The organism is Pseudomonas fluorescens group sp., assembly GCF_020093335.1.
Lineage (GTDB): Bacteria > Pseudomonadota > Gammaproteobacteria > Pseudomonadales > Pseudomonadaceae > Aquipseudomonas > Aquipseudomonas petroselini.
In genome coordinates this window covers 15168-34750 of sequence record NZ_JAIOKW010000052.1, presented here as the reverse complement: position 1 = coordinate 34750, position 19583 = coordinate 15168, and the positions used below count along the sequence as shown (strand labels likewise).

The window sequence follows — 19583 nt, the reverse complement described above, 5'->3', positions numbered from 1 at the left end:
CTTGATTCGTTGGTTCATGGGGGACTCTTGGTTCCAGGGCATGATCAGTTACCTCCTGATCATGCGTATTAACCTGTAAACCATGTCCCCGGTTAGAAATGTAAACGATGTCCCCGGTTTGTACAGGGGCAAGCCCCCTCCCACAGGCGATCTTCAGTGTTTGAAAATCCGTTGTTACGGGTCAGTTGTTATCGATATCCACATGCCGCGTTTCTTTCAGGCAGACCATCCCCACAATCAGGCTCACCCCTGTCACGACCACCGGGTACCACAGGCCGTAGAAGATATCGCCGGTGTACACCACCAGGGCAAACGACACGGTCGGCAGGAACCCGCCAAACCAGCCGTTGCCGATGTGGTAGGGCAGGGACATCGAGGTGTAGCGGATGCGCGTCGGGAACAGTTCCACCATCAGCGCTGCCAGCGGGCCGTAGCACATGGCGGCGATCAGGATCAGCGCCACGATCAGCACCACCACCATGGTCTTGTTGACCTGGGCCACATCCGCCGAAGACGGGTAGCCGGCCAGGGTCACGGCGCCACGCAGGGCTTTTTCGTCAAAGCCGTCGATACGCACGTCACCCACGCTCACCTGCACCGGGCTGCCGGCAGGTGCCACGGCGCTGCTGTAGGGCAGGCCTTGCTTGACCAGGAAGGTCTTGACCTTGTCGCATGGGCTGTCAAATTTCGCCTTGCCCACCGGGTCGAACTGGAAGGTACAGGTCGCCGGATCGGCCAGTACGGTGATCGGTGCCTGGCGACTGGCCTGGTCCATCGCCGGGTTGGTGTAGTGCGCCAGGCTCTTGAAGATCGGGAAGTACAGCACGGTGGCCAGCAGCAGGCCGAGCATCAGCACCGGCTTGCGGCCCACTTTGTCCGACAGCCAGCCAAAGAAGATAAAGAACGGTGCGCCGATCACCACGCTGATGATCAACAACATGTTGGCCAGGGCCGGGTCCATTTTCAGGAACTGCGTGAGGAAGAACAGCACGTAGAATTGCGCCGCGTAGAAGGTCACCGCCTGGCCGCCGTTGATGCTGAACAGGGCGATCAGCACGATCTTGAGGTTCTCCCATTTGCCGAAGGACTCGCGGATCGGCGCCTTGCTGACCTTGCCTTCCTCTTTCATTTTCAGGAACGCCGGCGACTCATGCAGGCTCATGCGGATCCAGGTGGAAATGCCCAGCAGCACGATGGAAAACAGGAACGGAATGCGCCAGCCCCACACTTCGAACTGGTCACCGGTGAAGTAACGGCAGGCCAGCACCACCAGCAGTGAGAGCAACAGGCCGAGGGTCGCGGTGGATTGAATCCAGCTGGTGTGAAACCCGCGCTTGCCCGCAGGCGCATGCTCGGCCACATAGGTCGCCGCGCCGCCGTATTCGCCGCCCAGGGCCAGGCCTTGAAGCATGCGCAGCACGATCAGGATGATCGGCGCCGCAATGCCGATGCTGGCGTAGGTCGGCAACAGCCCGACGCAGAAGGTCGCCACGCCCATCAAAATAATGGTGACGAGGAAGGTGTATTTACGCCCGATCATGTCGCCCAACCGGCCAAACACCAGTGCCCCGAACGGTCGCACCACAAAGCCGGCCGCGAAGGCCATCAAGGCGAAGATAAACGCCGTGGTGTCGTTGACCCCGGCAAAGAACTGCTTGCTGATCACCGCCGCCAGGGCGCCGTAGAGGAAAAAGTCATACCACTCGAACACCGTCCCCAGGGACGAGGCGAAGATGACCTTTCTCGATTCGTTGCCGGTGCTGGCGGTAACCGCCGAGCCCAGGGGTTGAGCATGTTCTGACATCGGGTAGCCCTCACAGTGATTATTTATTGTTGTTCCACTGTCGGCGCCAGGTTTGGCGCCGCTATTCAGATTGCATGAACCAGTTCTTTCTCCGGGGCGAGACTCCTTGTAGGCGGCGAAAGGATCAGCTGCGCGGCTTTCTCCGCGATCATCAGCGTCGGTGAACAGGTGTTGCCGGAGGTAATGCGCGGCATGATCGACGCATCGGCGATGCGCAACCCAGGGACGCCATGCACCCGTAGTTGCGCATCGACCACCGCCTCTTTATCGCTGCCCATGCGGCAGGTACCGACCGGGTGGAAGATGGTCGTACCGATGCGCGCGGCGGCTTCGTGCAGTTCCTCTTCGGTCTGCAGCGAGTCGCCCGGCAGATATTCCACCGGCTTGAACTGGCTCAGGGCCGGTGCGGAAACGATGCGGCGGGTCAGGCGGATCGCATCGGCGGCCACACGCAAGTCTTCCGGATGGCTGAGGTAGTTGGGACGGATCAGCGGTGCATCCGCCGGGTTGGCCGAGCGAATGTCGATGCGCCCGCGACTTTGCGGGCGCAAGTCGCAGACCGAGGCGGTAAACGCCGGGAACGCATGCAGCGGTTCGCCAAAGCGCTCCAGGGACAGCGGTTGCACATGGTATTCAAGGTTGGCCGAGGCCTGTTCCGGGCCCGAGCGGGCAAATGCGCCGAGCTGACTGGGCGCCATCGACAGCGGGCCGCTGCGGTCGTACAGGTAGCGCAGGCCCATGCCCATCTTGCCCCATACGGTGCCAGCGATCTGGTTGAGGGTGCGGGCGTTTTCCAGCTTGTAGATCAGCCGCAGTTGCAGGTGATCCTGGAGGTTGCCGCCCACGCCCGGTAACTCGTGCAGTACCTCGATGCCCAATGGCTTGAGCACGTTGGAGGGGCCAATCCCGGAGCGTTGCAGGATGCCCGGTGAACCCACGGAGCCGGCGCACAGCACAATCTCCTTGCGCGCTCTCCAACTGACCTGCTGGCCGTGCTGGCGCGCGACCACCTGGGAGGCGCGGCCGTTTTCCAGCAGCACGCGGTCCACGTCCACGTCGGTCAGCACTGTGAGGTTGGGGCGTTGGCGGACCGGCTTGAGAAACGCCTTGGCTGCGTTCCAGCGCACCCCGGCTTTCTGGTTGACCTGGAAGTAGCCGCAGCCTTCGTTGTCGCCCTGGTTGAAATCGTTGAGGTTGGCAATGCCGCTCTGCGCCGCTGCGTCACGGAACGCATCGAGGATCGGCCAGTGCAGGCGCTGTTGCTCGACCCGCCATTCACCGCCGTCGCTATGGAACTCCGAGCTGCCGGCAAAGTGGTTTTCGCTTTGCTTGAACAGCGGCAGCACGTCTTTCCAGGCCCAGCCTGCGTTGCCTTCTGCCGCCCAGCCGTCGTAGTCCAGGGCCTGGCCGCGCATGTAGATCATGCCGTTGATGGACGAACAGCCGCCCAGCACCTTGCCGCGTGGATAACTCAGCGCACGGCCTTGCAGGCCTTCCTGGGCTTCGGTCTTGAAGCACCAGTCGGTGCGCGGGTTGCCGATGCAGAACAGGTAGCCGACGGGGATATGGATCCAGGGGTAATTGTCGCGGCCGCCGGCTTCCAGCAGCAGCACGCGATGGGCGGGGTTGGCGGACAGTCGATTGGCGAGCAGGCAGCCCGCGGGGCCGGCGCCTACCACGATGTAATCGTATTCAGCAGTTGCAAAGGGCATCTGAGGCCTCGCTTGTTTTTCTTATTGGTTCCATCCTAGTTGTTAGTTTTCGTCTTAAAAATGTTAGTTTTTACCCAGCTGCTGTGCGTTTTTAAACAGCGTAGCCGAGGCTCATTCAATGGAGGCGTCATGTTCGACTGGAACGACCTGCGGTACTTTCTTGAGTTGCAGCGCAGCGGCCGCCTGCTTACCGCCGCGCAACGCCTGAAAACCACGCATGCCACCGTGGCCCGGCATATCGAGGCGATCGAGAAAAGCCTCGGCACCGCACTGTTCGTGCAGCATGCCCAGGGCTACGAACTGACCCCCGCCGGCGAAGCGCTGCTCAAGCACGCTGAAGCCATGGAAAACGTCGCGCTGCTGGCCGAAGACGAACTGACCCACTCCGCCGCGCCCCTGGGCAAGATCCGCCTCGGGGTGGCCGAAGGGTTGGGCGTGATGTTCCTGGCCAGCCGCATGGGCGGCCTGTTCGACCGCTACCCCGGCCTGGAAGTGGAACTGGTGGCGGTGCCGCGCTTTGTCAGCATCCTCAACCGCGAAGCGGAAATCAGCATCCACCTCGAACGCCCGAGCGTCGATCAACTGGTCACACGCAAACTCACCGACTACCGCCTGGCCCTCTATGCCAGCCGTGCCTATCTGGACCGCAACCCGCCGATCGAAAAACGCGAAGACCTCGCGGCGCATGCGTGGATCGATTACGTGGACGACCTGCTGTTCAGCCAGGAGCTCAAATTCCTCAGCAGCTTCTGCCGCAACCCCAAGGTGGTGTTCCACAGCACCAGCGTGATCGCCCAGCACCAGGCGGCGCGCTCCGGGTTGGGGATCGCGGTGTTGCCGTGCTTCATGGCCGCCGGCGACCCGGAGCTGGTGCCGTTGCTGCAGGGGGAGGGGATCCAGCGCAGTTACTGGATCAGCTCGCGCCGGGAGTTGCATAAGTCGGTGCGGCTGCGGGTGTTGTGGGACTACGTGGTGGAGTTGTGCGCGCGCGAGCAAGGCTTGTTGCTGGGCGAAACCAACTGAAGAAACCGGATCAATACTGCTCCCACATTGAATTTGTGTGGAATCACTGAACCCGGTCAGGCGCGCAACTCAAACTCGGCACTCCCCAGCCGTTCCCCATTCACCAGCACATGCACCACATGCCGGCCAGGGTAATGCTTGCGGGTGGTCATGTCGCGAATGTGCTGTTCGCGCCGAATGTGCTGCTGCGCTCCGGCACCCAGGCTGAACGCCTTGAGCTTGAACACCTTCGCCGCGCCGTGGCCGGTGCTCTTCACGTAGTCGATGGCGTAATCCACCACCAACTTCTGTGGGGCCGGGGCCGTGGATTCCAGGGTGAAGGACAGGTTGATGCGTTCGCCGAGGTTGATCACCGCTGGCGTGACCATGAGATGGTGGATCTTCACTTCGGCCTTGGCGCCTGCACCCATCAGGGTCAATGCACGCGTATTGCCTTGCTTGATCAGGCTGCGCAGGGCATGGCGGGCGATCCAGGCGGTGTGAGGGTTCTCCAGGTTCCAGCCTTCGATCAGGCTGAGCACCCACTCCGGGTGGTCCTTGGTGATGTCGTTGAGGTGGTTGGCCACGGACTTGCGCACGTACAGGCTGCTGTCGGCCTTGAGGTGGTCGAGGATCGACGCGCACAACTCAGGGTCAGCCTGGACTTCGGCCAAGCGAAACGACCAGGGCAAGCGCGGCCGCGACCCTTCGCTGGCCAGGCGGCGCACGTGTTCGTTGTCATCCTGCGACCACGCCTGCATCACCGCCAATGTGCGCTGGAAGTCGTGCAGCAGAAAGTGGCGGATGGCGAATTCGGCGGAGCCAAACGTTGTGAAGTATTTAAGTGCAGCCATGGAGCGCTTGAAGTCATCCCGCCCATAGCTCGCCACGTAGTGCGGCAAAAACAGGCTGACAAACCCACTGTTCAGGCGTGGCGCCAAGGCGTAGAGCAGCGTGAGGGTTTGCGGGTAGTCCAGCGGGATCACCGCATGCAGGCTCTCGCTGACCCGCGCCATGCGCTGCATCACTGATAACTCGGCCAGCCCGGCCTTGGCGTGCTTGAGGAAGCCCTTGGCGTCGAACGCCGGGTACACCGCCGTCATCTCACTGGCGATGTGTTGCAGGCGTTCGACGTTGAAAATTTCCTTCAGCGCCGGGGCAGCTTGGTCGGTCATCGATGATTCCAGGGGCGGTTAAAGAAACCAGCGGTATTCCCGCGCATTGATCTCTTGTTGAAAGGCCAGGTGATCCTGGCGTTTGTTCTCGCAGTACACGTCGACAAATTCGGCGCCCAGCTTATCGCGCAGCACCGCTTGATGCTGCATGGCGCGTACGGCTTCGAGCATTTCCAGGGGGAAGTCGCTGCCGCTGCTACGGTCCTCGTTCAGCGGGGCGATGGGTTCGCGCTTGGCTTCGAGGCCATGCTCCAGGCCCACCAGGATCGCCGCCAGCACCAGGTACGGGTTGGCATCGGCACTGGCCAGGCGATGCTCGACGCGCAGGTTGCGTGGGTCGGACTCGGGAATGCGCACACACGCGTCGCGGTCTTCAAAGCCCCAGCTGGCGCGGGTGGCGGCATTCACCGTGCCGCCCAGGCGGCGGAAGGCGTTGTGGTTGGGCGAGAAGATCGGCATGCAGTGCGGCAACAATTCCAGGCACCCGGCCACGGCGTGGCGCAGGGGTTGCTGCTGATGGGCTGCGAGCACATTGTTGCCCGCGCCGTCATACAGGCTGACATGCACGTGCATGCCGCTGCCCGGGAATTGCAGGTAAGGCTTGGCCATGAAACTGGCGCGGTACCCCTGTTTGAGCGCCACGCCACGGGTGCTGCGGCAGAACAGGGCGGCCCAGTCGGCGGCGCGCAGGCCGTCGTCGAGGTGGCCGAAGTTGATCTCGAACTGGCCGGGGCCGAGTTCGGCGGTGATCACCGTGATATCGATGCCCTGGTCCTTGGCGGTTTGCGCCATGTCATCCAACACGCCGCTGAAGCGTGACAGCCGTTCGATGTGCAGGTTGGGCTGGTCGTCGGCATCGCCGCTGAGCGAGTCGCGGGCGAATTGCGGCAGGCCGTTATCCAACGTTTTGTCGAACAGGTAGAACTCCAGCTCAAACGCCACCACTGGGTGGATGCCCTTGTGCTGCAGGCGCTCCAGCACCTTGGCCAGGACTTCGCGGGGCTCGAATTCGATGGGCGCGTCGGTGCCATCGGAGGTCATCAGCATCTGGCCCAACGGCTGTGATTCCCAGCTCACCGGCTTGAGCGTGCCCGGCACCAGGCGGCGGTTGGCGTCCGGGTCGCCGTCGTTGAAGCAGTAGTCGCCAATCTTGAACAACCCGCCCTGAGCCCCCAGCAACACGGCATTCTGCGGCAGCTTCAACGGGCTGCCGGCGGCAACTTTTTCCAGCATCTCGATGGGGTAGCGCTTGCCGTAGAAATGCCCGGGAATGTCCAGGGCGATCAGGTCGACATAACGCACATCGGGATGGTTCTGGCGAAAGGTCCGTACTTCGGCCAGTAACGTGGAGGCATGGCTTTTCACGGGTGTTGCTCCTAGTTGTAAACCCACAACACGCGGGCGGGCAGGTCGGTGAGGTTGGCGTAGCGGCAATGGGCGAAGCTGGCGAGGTGAAAGCTGTCGCCGGGGCCAAGGGTGACCGGATCGGTCTCACCTTCTACCCACAGCGTCAATTCGCCCTCCAGCACAAAACCGGCCTGCTCGGCGCGATCGCTCATGGTTTGTTCGCCGCTGTTGGCGCCAGGGGCCAACAGGCTGTCGAGCATCGAGAACGCGCCGTTCATGCTCGGTGAGACGAGGATGTCGGTGATGCCATTGGCGTAATACACCGTGCGCCGCTCGTTGGGGCGGGTGATCCAGTCCACGGCCTTGGGTTTGGGCTGGCTGTAGAAGTAGGTGGTGGGCACGTCGAGTGCGTGGCTGATGGCGGTCAAATCGGCCACCGTCGGTCGCGACAGGCCGCGCTCGACCTGGGACAGGAAACCCACGGAACGCTCAATTTTTTGCGCGAGCTGGGCGAGGGTGAGCTTCTTGTGCTTGCGCAGATCGTGGATCAACGCCGCGAGAGTGGCGAGTTCTTCTTGTTGGTTCATGAAATTTATTTCGATTAATTTCATGAAAAATTACAGGATTTATTTCATGTGGGCAATGGGGGCTGCAGGATGAGGTGTTTTCTTTGGCGAGGGAGCTTGCTCCCGCTGGGCTGCGAAGCGGCCCCAGTTCATACGCCACGTTCGTTCAGGTCATTCAGGGTTTAGCTTTTTGGGGCTGCTGCGCAACCCAGCGGGAGCAAGCTCCCTCGCCACAAGGGGTGGAAGGAAATATGAGGAAATTGAATTGAGCAGGGAGATGGGCGCGGACTGCTAGGTTGAGTTGATCAGATTATCAATCGCCAGGAGCATTGAGTTGCTTCAGAAGCCCAGCTCTCATTTGTTACGTCGTGGTCGTTACTCAGAAACAGGTCGTGCCTACTTGGTGACCGCGGTGGTTTATCAACGGCGGCCCGTATTTACCCACTTTTACCTGGGACGGTTACTGGTTGCAGAACTCAAGCAGGCCCATGACCTCGGCCTGGTTGAATCACTCGCCTGGGTCATCATGCCGGATCATTTCCATTGGTTGTTTGAATTGCAGGACGCGTCGCTGCCCCAGGTTATGCAGCGGGTGAAATCGAGGAGTACGCTGACGATCAATCGAGCCTGCGGCACACAGGGCGCTTTTTGGCAAAGCGGATACCATGATCGAGCCGCGCGTGCCGAAGAAGACCTTATCCAAATCGCGCGCTACATCATCGGTAATCCCCTGCGAGCAGGCTTGGTGGATCAAGTGGGTGACTACCCTCTATGGGACGCTACCTGGCTATGAAAGCCTGTCACCTGTGGCGAGGGAGCTTGCTCCCGCTGGGCTGCGAAGCGGCCCCAATTCATACGCCGCGTTCGTTCAGGTCATTCAGGGTTTTGCTTTTTGGGGCTGCTGCGCAACCCAGCGGGAGCAAGCTCCCTCGCCACGGGGGTGGTGCGCTACATTGTCGGTAATCCCCTGCGAGCAGGCTTGGTGGGTGACTACCCTCTATGAGGCGCTGCCTGGCTATGAAGGCATGTCACCTGTGGCGAGGGAGCTTGCTCCCGCTGGGCTGCGAAGCGGCCCCGACTCTTACGCCGCGTCTGTTCAGGGAGTACACGGTTTTGCTTTTTGGGGCTGCTGCGCAACCCAGCGGGAGCAAGCTCCCTCGCCACAGGTGGCGTGTTGCTTGATTGAATGATCGTGCGTGGCAGCGGTCCGAACCTGGGTACGCATCATTCATTGAAGGAGCACCCATGAAATCCAAATCCCTGATCGCTTGCCTGCTGGTCGCCACGAGCCTGTCCACCGCCAGCTTTATCGTGCAGGCCGGTGATACCCCTCAGGAAACCGTGCAACCTTCGAATATCAACGCCCGTGACTTGAAAGAAGGTGATCGCGCGCCGGATATGCTGATGCGCAAGGAATCAGCCGTCAGCGACTGGAAAAAACGCGGTCTCAAGCAGCCTGAAGAAGACAGCCAATGGACGCGGGTAGGCGATAAGTTCGTACTGCTCAAGACCACCAACGGCACCATCCTGGAGATCACCCCCGTCAAGAAGTGACGGTGGTTATCGTAGCGGCTCCGGGTTGAGGTAACCGGCTTCAAAAACCGCGTTACCTTCCCAGCGAAGAAAGCAGGGGGGGCCTACTCCACTAAGAAACTACCCCCGCACGCTGAGCTTATTGTTGCGTCGCTGAAGGCAAATCATCCAGCGTGAGCTTACCCACGTTGTTGCATTGCAATTCGTAGCGCAGCTCTTCCACCATCTTTTCAACTTCTTGCGGGGTCTGCAGCCGGTTCGTGCTGATCCCGGTCACCACCAAGTCCACGCGGCCGGTTTCAGCGTCGTAGACCTTGAGCGTCAGGGACGCATCCCGGCACAACGTGAATTCACATGTCAGCGGCGACAGGCCTTCTTCGATGCAATTTCGCAATTGAGAGAGGGTAAACATGCTGTTTCCTTCAAGGCATAAGTTTCGACCCTTGAAGGTTAAGGACTGGCCCCTGGCGCCATAAGGCGAATTCGCACTAGGTGCACTAGTGCATTTGCACTTAAAGGGTTTACTTTTTTAGACGCAACTCACCCGCAAACAGCCCGCGTTCACGGGCCCAGACGATGGCTGCGCTGCGGCTGTGCACCCCCAGTTTCGAGTACACCGTGGCGACATGATTGCGCACCGTATTGGGCGCCAGTTTCAGCCGCAAGGCGATCTCCTTGTCGGCCAGGCCTTCGCAAATCAAGCCCAGCACATCGCGCTCGCGGGCCGTGAGGTCGGTAAAGCTGATATTGGGTTGGTTGGGACTGTTGACGCTCTTGGCGTTGGCCAGTTTTTCGATGAGGGTCTGGCTGAACCAGGAGGCGTCCTGCATCACCTCTTCGATGGCGGCCACCAGTTCCAGTTCCGAGCGTTTGCGTTCGGTGATGTTCATCATCACCAGCAAGTAGCAGGGCACGTCCTGAATGATCACGGTGTCGGCAGAGACCACACAGTCGATCACCTCATTGCCTTTTTTACGCACCTTGAGGTCCTGGCCGTCGAGATTGCCGGCTTTTTCCAGGCTGGTGAACAACTGCGCACCCGCTTGGGGGCTGTCGATGAAGTCAATGTCTTCGACGGACTTGCCGATCAGTTCCTCGCTGGTATAGCCGGTGAGGCTCATGAACGCTTCGTTGATGTCCACCACCTGGCGGTTGGCGGCGCTGCACACCAGGGTGGGCACCGGGGTCAGGCGGAAAGACTTGGCGAAGCGTTCCTCACTCTGGCGCAGGGCGATTTCAGCTTTGCGTCGCGGCTCCAGGTCCATGAAGGAAAACAGCATGCAGTCCTCTTCGTTCATGTCCAGCGGCTGGCCGGCGACGATCACCAGTTTGCTGCCACCTTCGGGCAGTCTCAGTTCGGCCTGCATTTGCGGAATGGTCGCGCCTTCGCCCAGGCGCTGGATGGCCAGGTCCTTGCGTTCGGCCTGTTCCAGTACGTCCAGTTCATACACGGATTTGCCGATGACTTGGTCGCGGTTGTAGCCGGTCATTTCCAGAAAACCCTGGTTCACCTTGATGTAACGCAGGTCGCTCAAGCGGCAGATCACCGCGGGCGCCGGATTGGCGTTGAAGGTTTTCTCGAACCGCTGCTCGGCGCTCGCCCATTCGGTGGCGTCGCTGAGGATCAGCACCAGCAATTCCGGTTCGCCGTGCGAATCCGTGATGATCAAGCTGCGCAGGCGATGGACCCAGGTCTTATCGGCGTCAGCGATGGGGGTGCATTCGACCACCACATCACTGAACTCTTCGCCTGCGGCTACGCGGGCGAGGGGGTAGTTTTCCAGTAGCACCGGATGATTGTTGCGATAGCGCAGGGCGAAGTGTTCGGCGTAGGCCTGGGTATTGGCACCCAGTGCCGTGACGTCATCAATGCCGTGCATGTTCAGTGCGGCTTCATTGGCCCAGAGGATGGTCTGGTCGACCTCAGCGAGGATGATCCCGTCGGACACACCGGAGATTATTTGCTGCAGTTGGCGACGGTTGGTTTCTTTGGCGAGAACATCCTGGGTCATAGAATCTCCGGGTTTTGGGCGCATGAAAAGTACGACACCCGCGTATCAGGATAGTGCAGAGAAAGTGCAGGGAGGGGAGTGCGAATGCACCAGGCTATCTGGTGCATTTGGGCCACGACTGAACGTATGTCGTTTCGCCACACTCACACCCATCAAGGCATTTCGCCTTGCTCCCATAACGTGTGAAGGACCTCTGTATGACCACTGTCTATGAAACCAATCGCTCGCTGTTTCGTGTGTCCTGGAGCTCGGTGCTCGCCGGTAGTGCAATTGCCCTGGTGACCTATCTGGTACTCAGTGTGCTGGGCACGGCCATCGGTGCCAGCGCGGTCAACCCCATGGAAGCCGGTAACCCGCTGAGCGGTTTCGGCACCGGGGCAGGGATCTGGCTGTTCGTCTCCACGCTGGTTGCCATCGGCGTTGGCGCGTTTGTCGCCGGCCGCACGGCACCGGATCGCGGCGGCCTCCACGGCGTGCTGACCTGGACCGTCACCACCTTGCTCACCACCTGGCTGCTGGCTGGCTTGGCCGCCAGTGTCGTCGGCACTGCCGGCAATGTGGTCGGTAAAGGCCTGTCGGCTGCTGGCAGTGGTATCGCCGCGGCGGCGCCAGGCATTGGTGACAGCATCAAGCAACAACTGAACGAGCAGGGTATCCAGTTGGATTGGAACAGCCTGCAAGGCGAACTCGATACCTTGCTCAAGCAGAGCGGCAAGCCTGAACTGGACCCGGCTAACGTCGAGCAGAAGACCGACCAGGCCGCCGCCGATGGCAAACAGTCCGCCACCGCCGCAGCGACCGACCCTGCCCAGGCCGGCGATGCGCTGAAGCAATGGTTCGAGCGCGTCAAAGCCTCCGGTGAGCCCGCGCTGAACGCGGCCGATAAAGAAGCCCTGGTCAACATCGTGGCTGCCCGTACCGGCAAGAGCAAAGAAGAAGCCAAGCAGATCGTCGACAACTACGCCCAGGCCTATCAACAGGCCATGCAGAAGGTCGATGAGCTGAAACAACAGGCTGAACAAAAAGCCCGTGAAGCCGCCGAAGTGGCCGCCAAGCAACTGTCGCGCGCTGCCTGGAGCACCTTGGCCATGCTGTTGCTGGGTGCGGCCTTGAGCTTTTTTGTGGGTCGCCTGGCGCTGACCAACCGTCGCGTGCCGTTGGCTTAAACCTTTGGGTCGAGTGGCAAGGACGCCGCTTTACCCGTCACTGCAGCGCTGTACTTGAGTGTGATACGCGTAAACTGGCGGCCTTTTACGCGTATGACACACAGGTGCCCCTTGAGCGCAGGCAAAGCCGTCGGACTGTTACTCCTCTCTTCTCTGTTGGCGGCGTGCGGTACTTCACCGCCACGCAACCCCAACGACCTCTGCAGCATCTTCCGTGAAAAGGACGACTGGTACGACGCCGCCAAAGTCACGCAAAAGCGTTGGGGCGTGCCGATCCAGGTGCCGTTCGCCATCATGTACCAAGAGTCGGGTTTCCATCAGGACGCCTTGGCCCCACGCAAATACCTGCTGTGGATCATCCCCTGGGGCCGCGTCTCTACCGCCGCCGGTTACGCCCAGGCCAAGGACGAAGTGTGGAACGACTACCGCAAAAGCACCGGCCGCAGCGGCGCCAGTCGCCATGACTTCGACGACGCCATCGACTTTGTCGGCTGGTACATGGACAAGACCTACAGCGTCAACGGCGTGTACAAATACGACGCCTACGGGCAGTACCTGAACTACCACGAAGGCTGGGGCGGCTACCGCCAGCGCACCTACGCCAGCAAAGCCTGGTTGCCGCCGGTGGCCAGCAAGGTTCAGGCGCGCTCGCAGATGTATGCGCAGCAATATGCGGGGTGTAAGGATGATTTGGGGCGGGGATTCTGGAGTCGGTTTTGGCGGTGGTTGTGAGAGACCAAAAGCTGTTCCCACGCTGCAGGAGGCGCGCAGCGTGGGAAGGCTCTTACGCTTGAACTAACCAGCCTACCAGCGGCACTATCATCAATGTACTCAACGCCATTGAAGTGACATTACCTATATACGGGTGAACGTGTACGGGCACGCGTGCTGCAATCGCACAGGCCAATGGCGGCGCGATCAGCGCCCCGAGCAGTGCACTCGAAGCAATGACTGTCCAACTACCACCATGGGTCAATACAGCCGCAGGCACGACGGATACCAGTGGAACGTAGGTTGGGTACCAGCCTCGTTTGATCCACTGTTTTCGCCAGATCACGACACCTGACAACGATGTCAGCGCCTGGGCGCCCAGCAGCGGCAAGACCAGGCCTGATCCATACGCCGGGCTGACGGGGTTCAGGGCGTATGCTAATAACACGCCTGCCAGCAACCCGAGACTGGCGAGTTCGTTCCCAAAAAACGGCGCTTCGGAAAAGTCTGCCAGCACCCGCCGAATGCTCCAAGCTATCCCGTAAGTAGGCGGTTTTGCAGGCGCCGGTCTGGCGGGGGCGATGTAGTCGGAACGCACCAGCAAGGGCACTCTACGACACAGTACAAACGCTATGACACTGCCGACGGCCATGCCCACCACGTTGCCGATAACCACTGGAAGACCTAGCGGTACGCACACGAAGTTCACGATCAACAAGCACATAGGCGTCACCAGCAATGCGCCCAGCACCGCACCGTTTATCGCAACTTTCCAGCCGCCACCGAACATCAGCACCATCGCCGCCGGTAATGAGACGAACGCCGCGAACGTCGGTTGCCACGTCTGTGCGGTGACGCTCCAGCCCCACAGTAGATTGCTCAGCAGTAGCCCCAACAGTGAACTGGTTATCAGCCAAGGCCACAGTCCCGTTCCGTAGGAAATGGAAAATCCCTGCCAGGTTTTACCGTGCTTGCTTGCCCACCAAGCCAGGTAAGCGCCGCCCAGCAAGCCGAGTGATGCAAGTTCATGCTTGTAGAAGGCTACTTCACTGATATCCCCCAGTATCCACCGTAGCCACGCAACCGGATGGGGCAGGCTCGCGACCATCTCGGCGTAGCCCGGCCATGAGCCTTGAGTGCTCAGCGCTACCCAAAGCACCAGCAGTACGCTGCTCAACCCCAGGATCAGGACGGTGACGTCCATCCAGGAACAGCCGGATCTTGTTTCGGTAATGAGTGTTTTCATGCTGTGCCCTCCGATCAACGCGGAAGGGCAGGGTGGTGGGAGTAACCGAGCATTTGATCGTAGAGATCATTACGTCGATCACGTTGCAGGTCATTGAGGCTGTTCCAGATCGGAGCACTGCGGGCGCTGGTGACATCAATGTCGGCGAACAGGATTTCCTGGCGATTGGCCGAAGCTACCGCGCCAATCGGCCAGCCGTTGGTGCCGGCAATCAACGAGCATCCGAGGTAGCGCGCTCCACGCTCTTCGCCAATGCGGCTGGCGGCGGCGATAAACACATTATTGACGTGGGCGGCGGTCATCGTCAGGTATGACGCCATGCATTTGCCTGCCTCATCGAATAGCGGCGGTGGCGTCCACACCCAGTTATTCAGGCTGCAAATAATATCGGCACCTTGCTGGCCAAGAATGCGGGGCACCTCCGGGAACCAGATATCCCAACAAATCAGCAAACCAATACGGCCGATCGGCGTTTCAAACACTGGAAAGCCCGTATTGCCAGGGGTGAACCAAAGCTTTTCCAGGTTCCACAAATGCGCTTTGCGGTATTTGCCGATAAACCCGTCAGGACCTAGCAGCACGGCCGTATTGAACAACTGCATACCGTCTATTTCGCACAGGCCAGCCACCAGATAAACCTGATGCCTGCAGGCAAAATCTATCCATGCCTGCACACTGGTGCCGTCTGGAACCAGTTCGGCGTGATCAAAAGCATCCTGGCGACTGCTGAAAAAATACCCGCAATTGGTGAGCTCAGGCAGCACGATCAGGTTGGCTCCGCCGTTTGCGGCTTCGGTTGCCAGTGCAAGACTTTGATGCAAGTTATTGGCTCGGTTATTCATGCCAACCTGTGGATCAAGTTGTATGACCGCTACGCGTGCAGGGCTTGCTGGTTCGCTCATGGAGGTGACCTCTTATTGTTATACAACCGGAAATCGGTTGGGTGTTTATAAGAGGCGAGCAAATGTTTAATTAAAAGTCGGGCGATTCCCGTTGCGTTGTAGTCTCTTTCTTTTACGGTTCGGCTTTGTAGGTGGGATAGTCATGCATAGTAAAACCTCCGTTGAATGTTGCACGGGTTTTGTTGCAAATGTTTATCACGGTATCCACTGCTCCTCTGAAACAGGGTTCCGTCCAGCCTGCATCGACGGAGAAAGACTCCCCGCAGAGGTAAAGGCCTGACTTATGAGAGAAGTTACGATTATATTGCAGTAGTTTCATAGCGTTGTAGTAAGTGCCTGCACGGTAAAGCTTTGCGCAACCCAGTGAGTTTTTATCGTTCATCCAGCGTTGCACGACCGCTTGTTTGCGTCCGATGTAGGGTGATATTTTTTCTTTTATGTTTGTGGATTTCAACAGGATTCGGTCAAGGTCTTCGATGCATTTGTCAACAAGTTCTTCATCGCTGAACACCGATAACTTTGTGGCATCATCTTCCCACGTATAGCTGAGTAGGATGCAATCATAGGTGTTGGTGTTGTTGTAGCGGTACGTGTATACATCATGAACTAAACTGTCTGTCACGAGCGTCTGTGGGATGTTCTTGTTGTGAGAGAGGAACGACTTTTTAAGCGGGGCGTACACTTTACAGCTGGTTTCCCAGTGAGCTGATTTGTAGGCTTCTGTGATCTCGAATGGGAGCATTTCCTGGCTGAAGCCTTCAATGGATACCTGTGTTTCGATCAGCCATGAGGGCAGCGTCATTACGACAGAATCGCAATCGATGAATGCGCTGCTCGATGTTCCTTTTGGGGCGATGCTCCAGTCGTAATAGACGCGTATTTGCCCGTTGTTAAGTTTCTTCAGTTTTGTCACTGCACTGCTGGTCAATAACCCGGACTGACTTTTTATGAGGTGTTCGTACAAGGAATCCTGCGTTTCGCCGGGTTTGATGAAGAGCAGGGACTCGGCCAGCGATCCAAGGCCGATGTAGTTTGGTTTGTTGAACGCAATGCCTTTCGAATCCAACGTCTCGGGAGCATCCAAGTAAGGCGAGGCCATGAGGGTGCCGTCCGCGTTTACGCGGCCGTGGATCAATTGCAGATGACTACTGAACCCGAATATTGCCGTGCGTAGCGGATAGAGCGCGCAGACGTCATAAAACGCTCCCCAACTGCCATCACCAATTCCGATCGCGTAGAAAACAGCCGACTCCTGCGCCGTCATGCCCATGCCGCCAAAGTTTCCAGGGTTGCTTTGATTCCAGTTGTCGATACTTGGCATTTTGACCAGGTCGCGAAAGGAAATACCTTCATATGTTCTGACTATCGACGCCCACATGTCCTCCCAATGTTCAGCGCCATAATGTTCGGCGATGATCAGCGTCATGCGTTCGGCGAAGACTTTCCATTTTGCAAAAACGTTGCCCAACGTTTGACCCGGAGGCGGGGTTTTCCCATCGGCGTTTTTCCAGATGAGCATGGTGGGTTCTGTGCTGTTATCGATGCTTCCCTCTCGCAGGTAGATACCCGTTGAGCGCACTGCAGGGCTACCCGGGTTTGGAAAGTCTGAATGACGTAATTCGAACGCATTGGCGTAATAGGCCATCAGTGATCGCCCCTCTTTAGGAGGCTCGCTTGAGTGGTTGAAGAACGGCATCCTCATTGCACCCATCTCGAAAGGTGGTCTGCCGACAGTGTTGGTATTGTTGTGCCCAAGGGCGGTAAGGTGCCTGCCGCCAATGCGTGTCGATTTTTCAAGTAAAGTCAGGTTGGTGAAACCGCATCGATACAGTTCGCGTGCGGTTGTTAAGCCTGTAATGCCCGCGCCGATGATGCAGATTTTATGTTGGGTTTCAGTGGCCAGCGCGATGCCATTTACTTGCTCGACCAACGCGCGATAGTCAAAGCACAAATCAGGCGGGTTGGGGTATGTCGCTCTCCATTTATTCTTGCTGGAGCGCTTTTTCCGATGATGCCGTTGAGCGATGTCGGCAGAGTAGTTGAAGTTGGAACCGATGGTCATTCTGATATTCCCTATTCAGAGTTAATGGGCTCTTCATAGGTTGAACGCGGGCGTTGTTAGCTTGAAATAAGCTAGCGTGACTTTTTGGCGAGGGTAAGTCGTATTCTTTCGTAAGGGCAGTGCCGACGACCAATGGTGAGGGAGTATGCCCCCTCACCCTGATAGCACTGTATTAGCTCGGCTGTATACACGGCAGCGTCCGATCCACCAAAACGCAGGGCCGTGATTTGAGCGGCGCAAGCGGTCGAGATCCTCTCGGAATCGTCCTGCAAGTTAAAGGGAAATGTCGCCGATCTGGCTCCTGTGACCGCTTCAAGATTCTGCGTGGCTGTGCAGAACTCAAGATAGCCGACGCTTATCCGGTCAAATTCCACCCGCCTTTTGTACCCACCGAAACCTGGGCACAAAAACTGACATTAGTTTGCTCGCGTAAGGGAGTTGCACATCGTCATCATCGCGTCACATAAGCCCGCTTGCAGGTAAAGCGGGCTTTTTCATGAGTGTGTCTCGTGTGTACAAATAACGCATTGCCATGCGACGGTGTGTAATATACACACCTAAGGGTTGGCGATGAGAAGTCGAGAGCTGATTGACCTGCTGGTTGCGGAGGGTTGGTTTGAGGTGGCAGTTACAGGCAGTCACCATCAGTTCAAACACCCTGTGAAGCGGGGGCGAATAACCGTCCCTCATCCCAAGTCGGAGATCGCCAAAGGCACTCTGCACAGTATTTTCAAATCAGCCGGTCTCAATTATTGATGCTGCTGAATGAGTTGGACGAGCTCCTGAGGGGCTTGTCTAGAGGAGGAGCAATGAAATTCCCGGTGGTCGTGCACAAAGATGCTGACTCGGATTACAGCGTGACGGTCCCTGACTTGCCGGGTTGTTTCTCGGCGGGAGGGTCTTTTTCCGAAGCACTGGATAATGTCCGCGAGGCATTGGCTTTGCATCTCGAAGGGCTGGTTGCCGATCAGGAACGGCTTCCTCAGGCACTGGAGGTTGATGCGCATTTAAGTAACCCGGATTTCGCCGGTGGCGTTTGGGCGATTGTCGACTTTGATCTCACGCCCTATCTGGGGAAGTCGGTACGGTTCAATGCTTCTTTGCCGGAACACTTGTTGCAACGTATTGATGAGCGTGTGCAAAAGGACCACCGCTATGCATCGCGGTCAGGTTTCTTAGCGACGGCAGCCTTGCGCGAACTCTCTGCTTAAAGCAACACAAGCAAACACTATGTATCCAAAGGGACGCCCATGAGCCACGAAGAACTCCAAATCATCGACCTCCGCCCCGGCACCGGCAAGACCGTGGTCAAGGGCGCGCTGATTACCACCCAATACACCGGCACCCTGGAAGACGGCACGGTGTTCGATTCGTCCTGGGAGCGGGGCAAGCCGTTTCAGTGCGTGATCGGTACCGGGCGTGTGATCAAGGGCTGGGACCAGGGCTTGATGGGCATGCAAGTGGGCGGTGTGCGCAGCTTGTTCGTGCCGGCGCATTTGGCTTATGGCGAGCGGTCGATGGGCGCACATATCAAGCCCAACAGTCATCTGCGCTTTGAGATCGAGTTGTTGGAAGTCCTGACGCGGGACGATTGAGGGCGGATGAATATGGACGTGGATGCGCACCTGTTGCCGGGGGGCTCCGTTGCGGGCATTCGGGTCACTGAGCTGGGCGGTGGGGATGAGGCCGAGCTGCAGCGGTTTTTTGAACGCGCACCGGATTACTTCGTCGCCGTGAATGGCGAGCCGGCCACGCCGACTGAAGCGCATGAGGAGTTGCGGGGGCAGTTGCCGGTAGGGTGGACATGCCGGCGGATGTATTGGCTGGGTTACCGCGATCAGGACAATGAGCTGGTGGCGGTGGTGAACATTGCGGCGGATGTGTTGGCGGTCGGCGTCTGGCATATCGGTCTGCTGCTGGTGGATGCACGGTTGCACGGCACCGGGCTGGCGCACCAGCTGCATGCGGATCTTGAAGCGTGGGTGGTTCGCAATGACGGCCAATGGTTGCGGTTGACGGTGGTCATCGGCAACACCCGTGCTGAACGTTTCTGGCCAAAACTCGGTTATGTGCAGGTGCGTACCCGTGAGGGAATCACGATGGGGCGGCAGGTGAACAGGGTGTCGATTCAGGTCAAGGCATTGGGCGGTGGGCAGGTGGATGATTACCTGGCATTGGTGGCAAGGGACCGACCGGACACCGCGTCACAGTGAATGTACACCCAACCCTATGGGCGGGCGCTTGCTCCCTTCCACATTTGATCCTCAGTGGGCCCAGGAAAAGGCGTACCTGAACCCTCCCTGAAGAATCTTCTTATTCATCATTCGGAAGCTTTCCTACGGTTT

General features: G+C 58.7%; 19 protein-coding genes. 9 read left to right on the top strand and 10 right to left on the bottom strand.

What is annotated here, in order from left to right:
• Positions 1-181 precede the first annotated feature (181 nt).
• Positions 182-1804: an MFS transporter gene (locus K7431_RS28765; protein ID WP_012723397.1), complete on the bottom strand. Its 1623-nt coding sequence runs from the start codon at positions 1802-1804 to the stop codon at positions 182-184.
• A 65-nt stretch (positions 1805-1869) separates the two neighbouring features.
• Complete coding sequence (locus K7431_RS28760) at positions 1870-3516, bottom strand: GMC family oxidoreductase (protein WP_012723398.1); 1647 nt, start codon at positions 3514-3516, stop codon at positions 1870-1872.
• 129 nt (positions 3517-3645) lie between these two features.
• On the opposite strand from K7431_RS28760, the gene K7431_RS28755 reads away from it, so the two are divergent.
• Entirely contained in the window at positions 3646-4539 is an 894-nt protein-coding gene (locus K7431_RS28755; RefSeq protein WP_012723399.1) for a LysR family transcriptional regulator, read from the top strand.
• A 56-nt stretch (positions 4540-4595) separates the two neighbouring features.
• Here K7431_RS28755 and K7431_RS28750 read toward each other — a convergent pair whose 3' ends face one another.
• The 3 genes from K7431_RS28750 to K7431_RS28740 are packed head-to-tail and all read right to left on the bottom strand — an operon-like array spanning position 4596 to position 7627.
• Entirely contained in the window at positions 4596-5693 is a 1098-nt protein-coding gene (locus K7431_RS28750) for a DNA alkylation repair protein (protein WP_012723400.1), read from the bottom strand.
• Positions 5694-5711: 18 nt separating this feature from the next.
• Positions 5712-7058 carry a glutamine synthetase family protein gene (locus K7431_RS28745; RefSeq protein WP_012723401.1) on the bottom strand — a complete coding sequence of 449 codons (1347 nt, stop codon included), beginning with the start codon at positions 7056-7058 and terminating at the stop codon, positions 5712-5714.
• Between the two features lie 11 nt (positions 7059-7069).
• On the bottom strand, positions 7070-7627 hold the full coding sequence (locus K7431_RS28740; protein ID WP_012723402.1) for a helix-turn-helix domain-containing protein: 558 nt from the start codon (positions 7625-7627) through the stop codon (positions 7070-7072).
• Between the two features lie 313 nt (positions 7628-7940).
• On the opposite strand from K7431_RS28740, the gene K7431_RS28735 reads away from it, so the two are divergent.
• Positions 7941-8399 (top strand): REP-associated tyrosine transposase, encoded by a 459-nt coding sequence (locus K7431_RS28735; RefSeq protein WP_043205133.1) that lies wholly within the window; start codon positions 7941-7943, stop codon positions 8397-8399.
• Positions 8400-8851: 452 nt separating this feature from the next.
• Entirely contained in the window at positions 8852-9160 is a 309-nt protein-coding gene (locus K7431_RS28730; protein WP_012723404.1) for an RcnB family protein, read from the top strand.
• 118 nt (positions 9161-9278) lie between these two features.
• Here the strand turns inward: K7431_RS28730 and K7431_RS28725 are convergent, their stop codons facing one another.
• Positions 9279-9551 carry a DUF1652 domain-containing protein gene (locus K7431_RS28725; RefSeq protein WP_012723405.1) on the bottom strand — a complete coding sequence of 91 codons (273 nt, stop codon included), beginning with the start codon at positions 9549-9551 and terminating at the stop codon, positions 9279-9281.
• A gap of 109 nt (positions 9552-9660) precedes the next feature.
• Positions 9661-11151 carry a helix-turn-helix transcriptional regulator gene (locus K7431_RS28720; protein ID WP_043205135.1) on the bottom strand — a complete coding sequence of 497 codons (1491 nt, stop codon included), beginning with the start codon at positions 11149-11151 and terminating at the stop codon, positions 9661-9663.
• A gap of 197 nt (positions 11152-11348) precedes the next feature.
• On the opposite strand from K7431_RS28720, the gene K7431_RS28715 reads away from it, so the two are divergent.
• Together K7431_RS28715 and K7431_RS28710 are read left to right on the top strand one after the other, a co-directional pair.
• Positions 11349-12317, top strand: coding sequence for a hypothetical protein (locus K7431_RS28715; RefSeq protein ID WP_043205136.1), 969 nt, complete (start codon positions 11349-11351; stop codon positions 12315-12317).
• 111 nt (positions 12318-12428) lie between these two features.
• On the top strand, positions 12429-13049 hold the full coding sequence (locus tag K7431_RS28710) for a transglycosylase SLT domain-containing protein (RefSeq protein ID WP_012723408.1): 621 nt from the start codon (positions 12429-12431) through the stop codon (positions 13047-13049).
• Between the two features lie 52 nt (positions 13050-13101).
• Here the strand turns inward: K7431_RS28710 and K7431_RS28705 are convergent, their stop codons facing one another.
• The 3 genes from K7431_RS28705 to K7431_RS28695 form a co-directional block, all read right to left on the bottom strand.
• A complete protein-coding gene (locus K7431_RS28705; RefSeq protein WP_012723409.1) occupies positions 13102-14274 on the bottom strand; it encodes a hypothetical protein in 1173 nt (390 codons plus the stop codon).
• Positions 14275-14288: 14 nt separating this feature from the next.
• Positions 14289-15176 (bottom strand): nitrilase family protein, encoded by an 888-nt coding sequence (locus K7431_RS28700; protein ID WP_012723410.1) that lies wholly within the window; start codon positions 15174-15176, stop codon positions 14289-14291.
• A 112-nt stretch (positions 15177-15288) separates the two neighbouring features.
• Positions 15289-17238 carry a flavin monoamine oxidase family protein gene (locus K7431_RS28695; RefSeq protein ID WP_012723411.1) on the bottom strand — a complete coding sequence of 650 codons (1950 nt, stop codon included), beginning with the start codon at positions 17236-17238 and terminating at the stop codon, positions 15289-15291.
• 570 nt (positions 17239-17808) lie between these two features.
• On the opposite strand from K7431_RS28695, the gene K7431_RS28690 reads away from it, so the two are divergent.
• From K7431_RS28690 to K7431_RS28675, 4 genes are read left to right on the top strand one after another with little or no spacing between them, the layout of a single operon-like run.
• Positions 17809-17994, top strand: a complete 186-nt coding sequence (locus K7431_RS28690; RefSeq protein WP_080567174.1) for a type II toxin-antitoxin system HicA family toxin — start codon at positions 17809-17811, stop codon at positions 17992-17994.
• A 53-nt stretch (positions 17995-18047) separates the two neighbouring features.
• A complete protein-coding gene (locus K7431_RS28685) occupies positions 18048-18449 on the top strand; it encodes a type II toxin-antitoxin system HicB family antitoxin (RefSeq protein WP_012723412.1) in 402 nt (133 codons plus the stop codon).
• Positions 18450-18488: 39 nt separating this feature from the next.
• Entirely contained in the window at positions 18489-18833 is a 345-nt protein-coding gene (locus K7431_RS28680; protein WP_012723413.1) for an FKBP-type peptidyl-prolyl cis-trans isomerase, read from the top strand.
• 12 nt (positions 18834-18845) lie between these two features.
• Positions 18846-19451, top strand: a complete 606-nt coding sequence (locus K7431_RS28675) for a GNAT family N-acetyltransferase (RefSeq protein WP_043206181.1) — start codon at positions 18846-18848, stop codon at positions 19449-19451.
• Positions 19452-19583 lie beyond the last annotated feature (132 nt).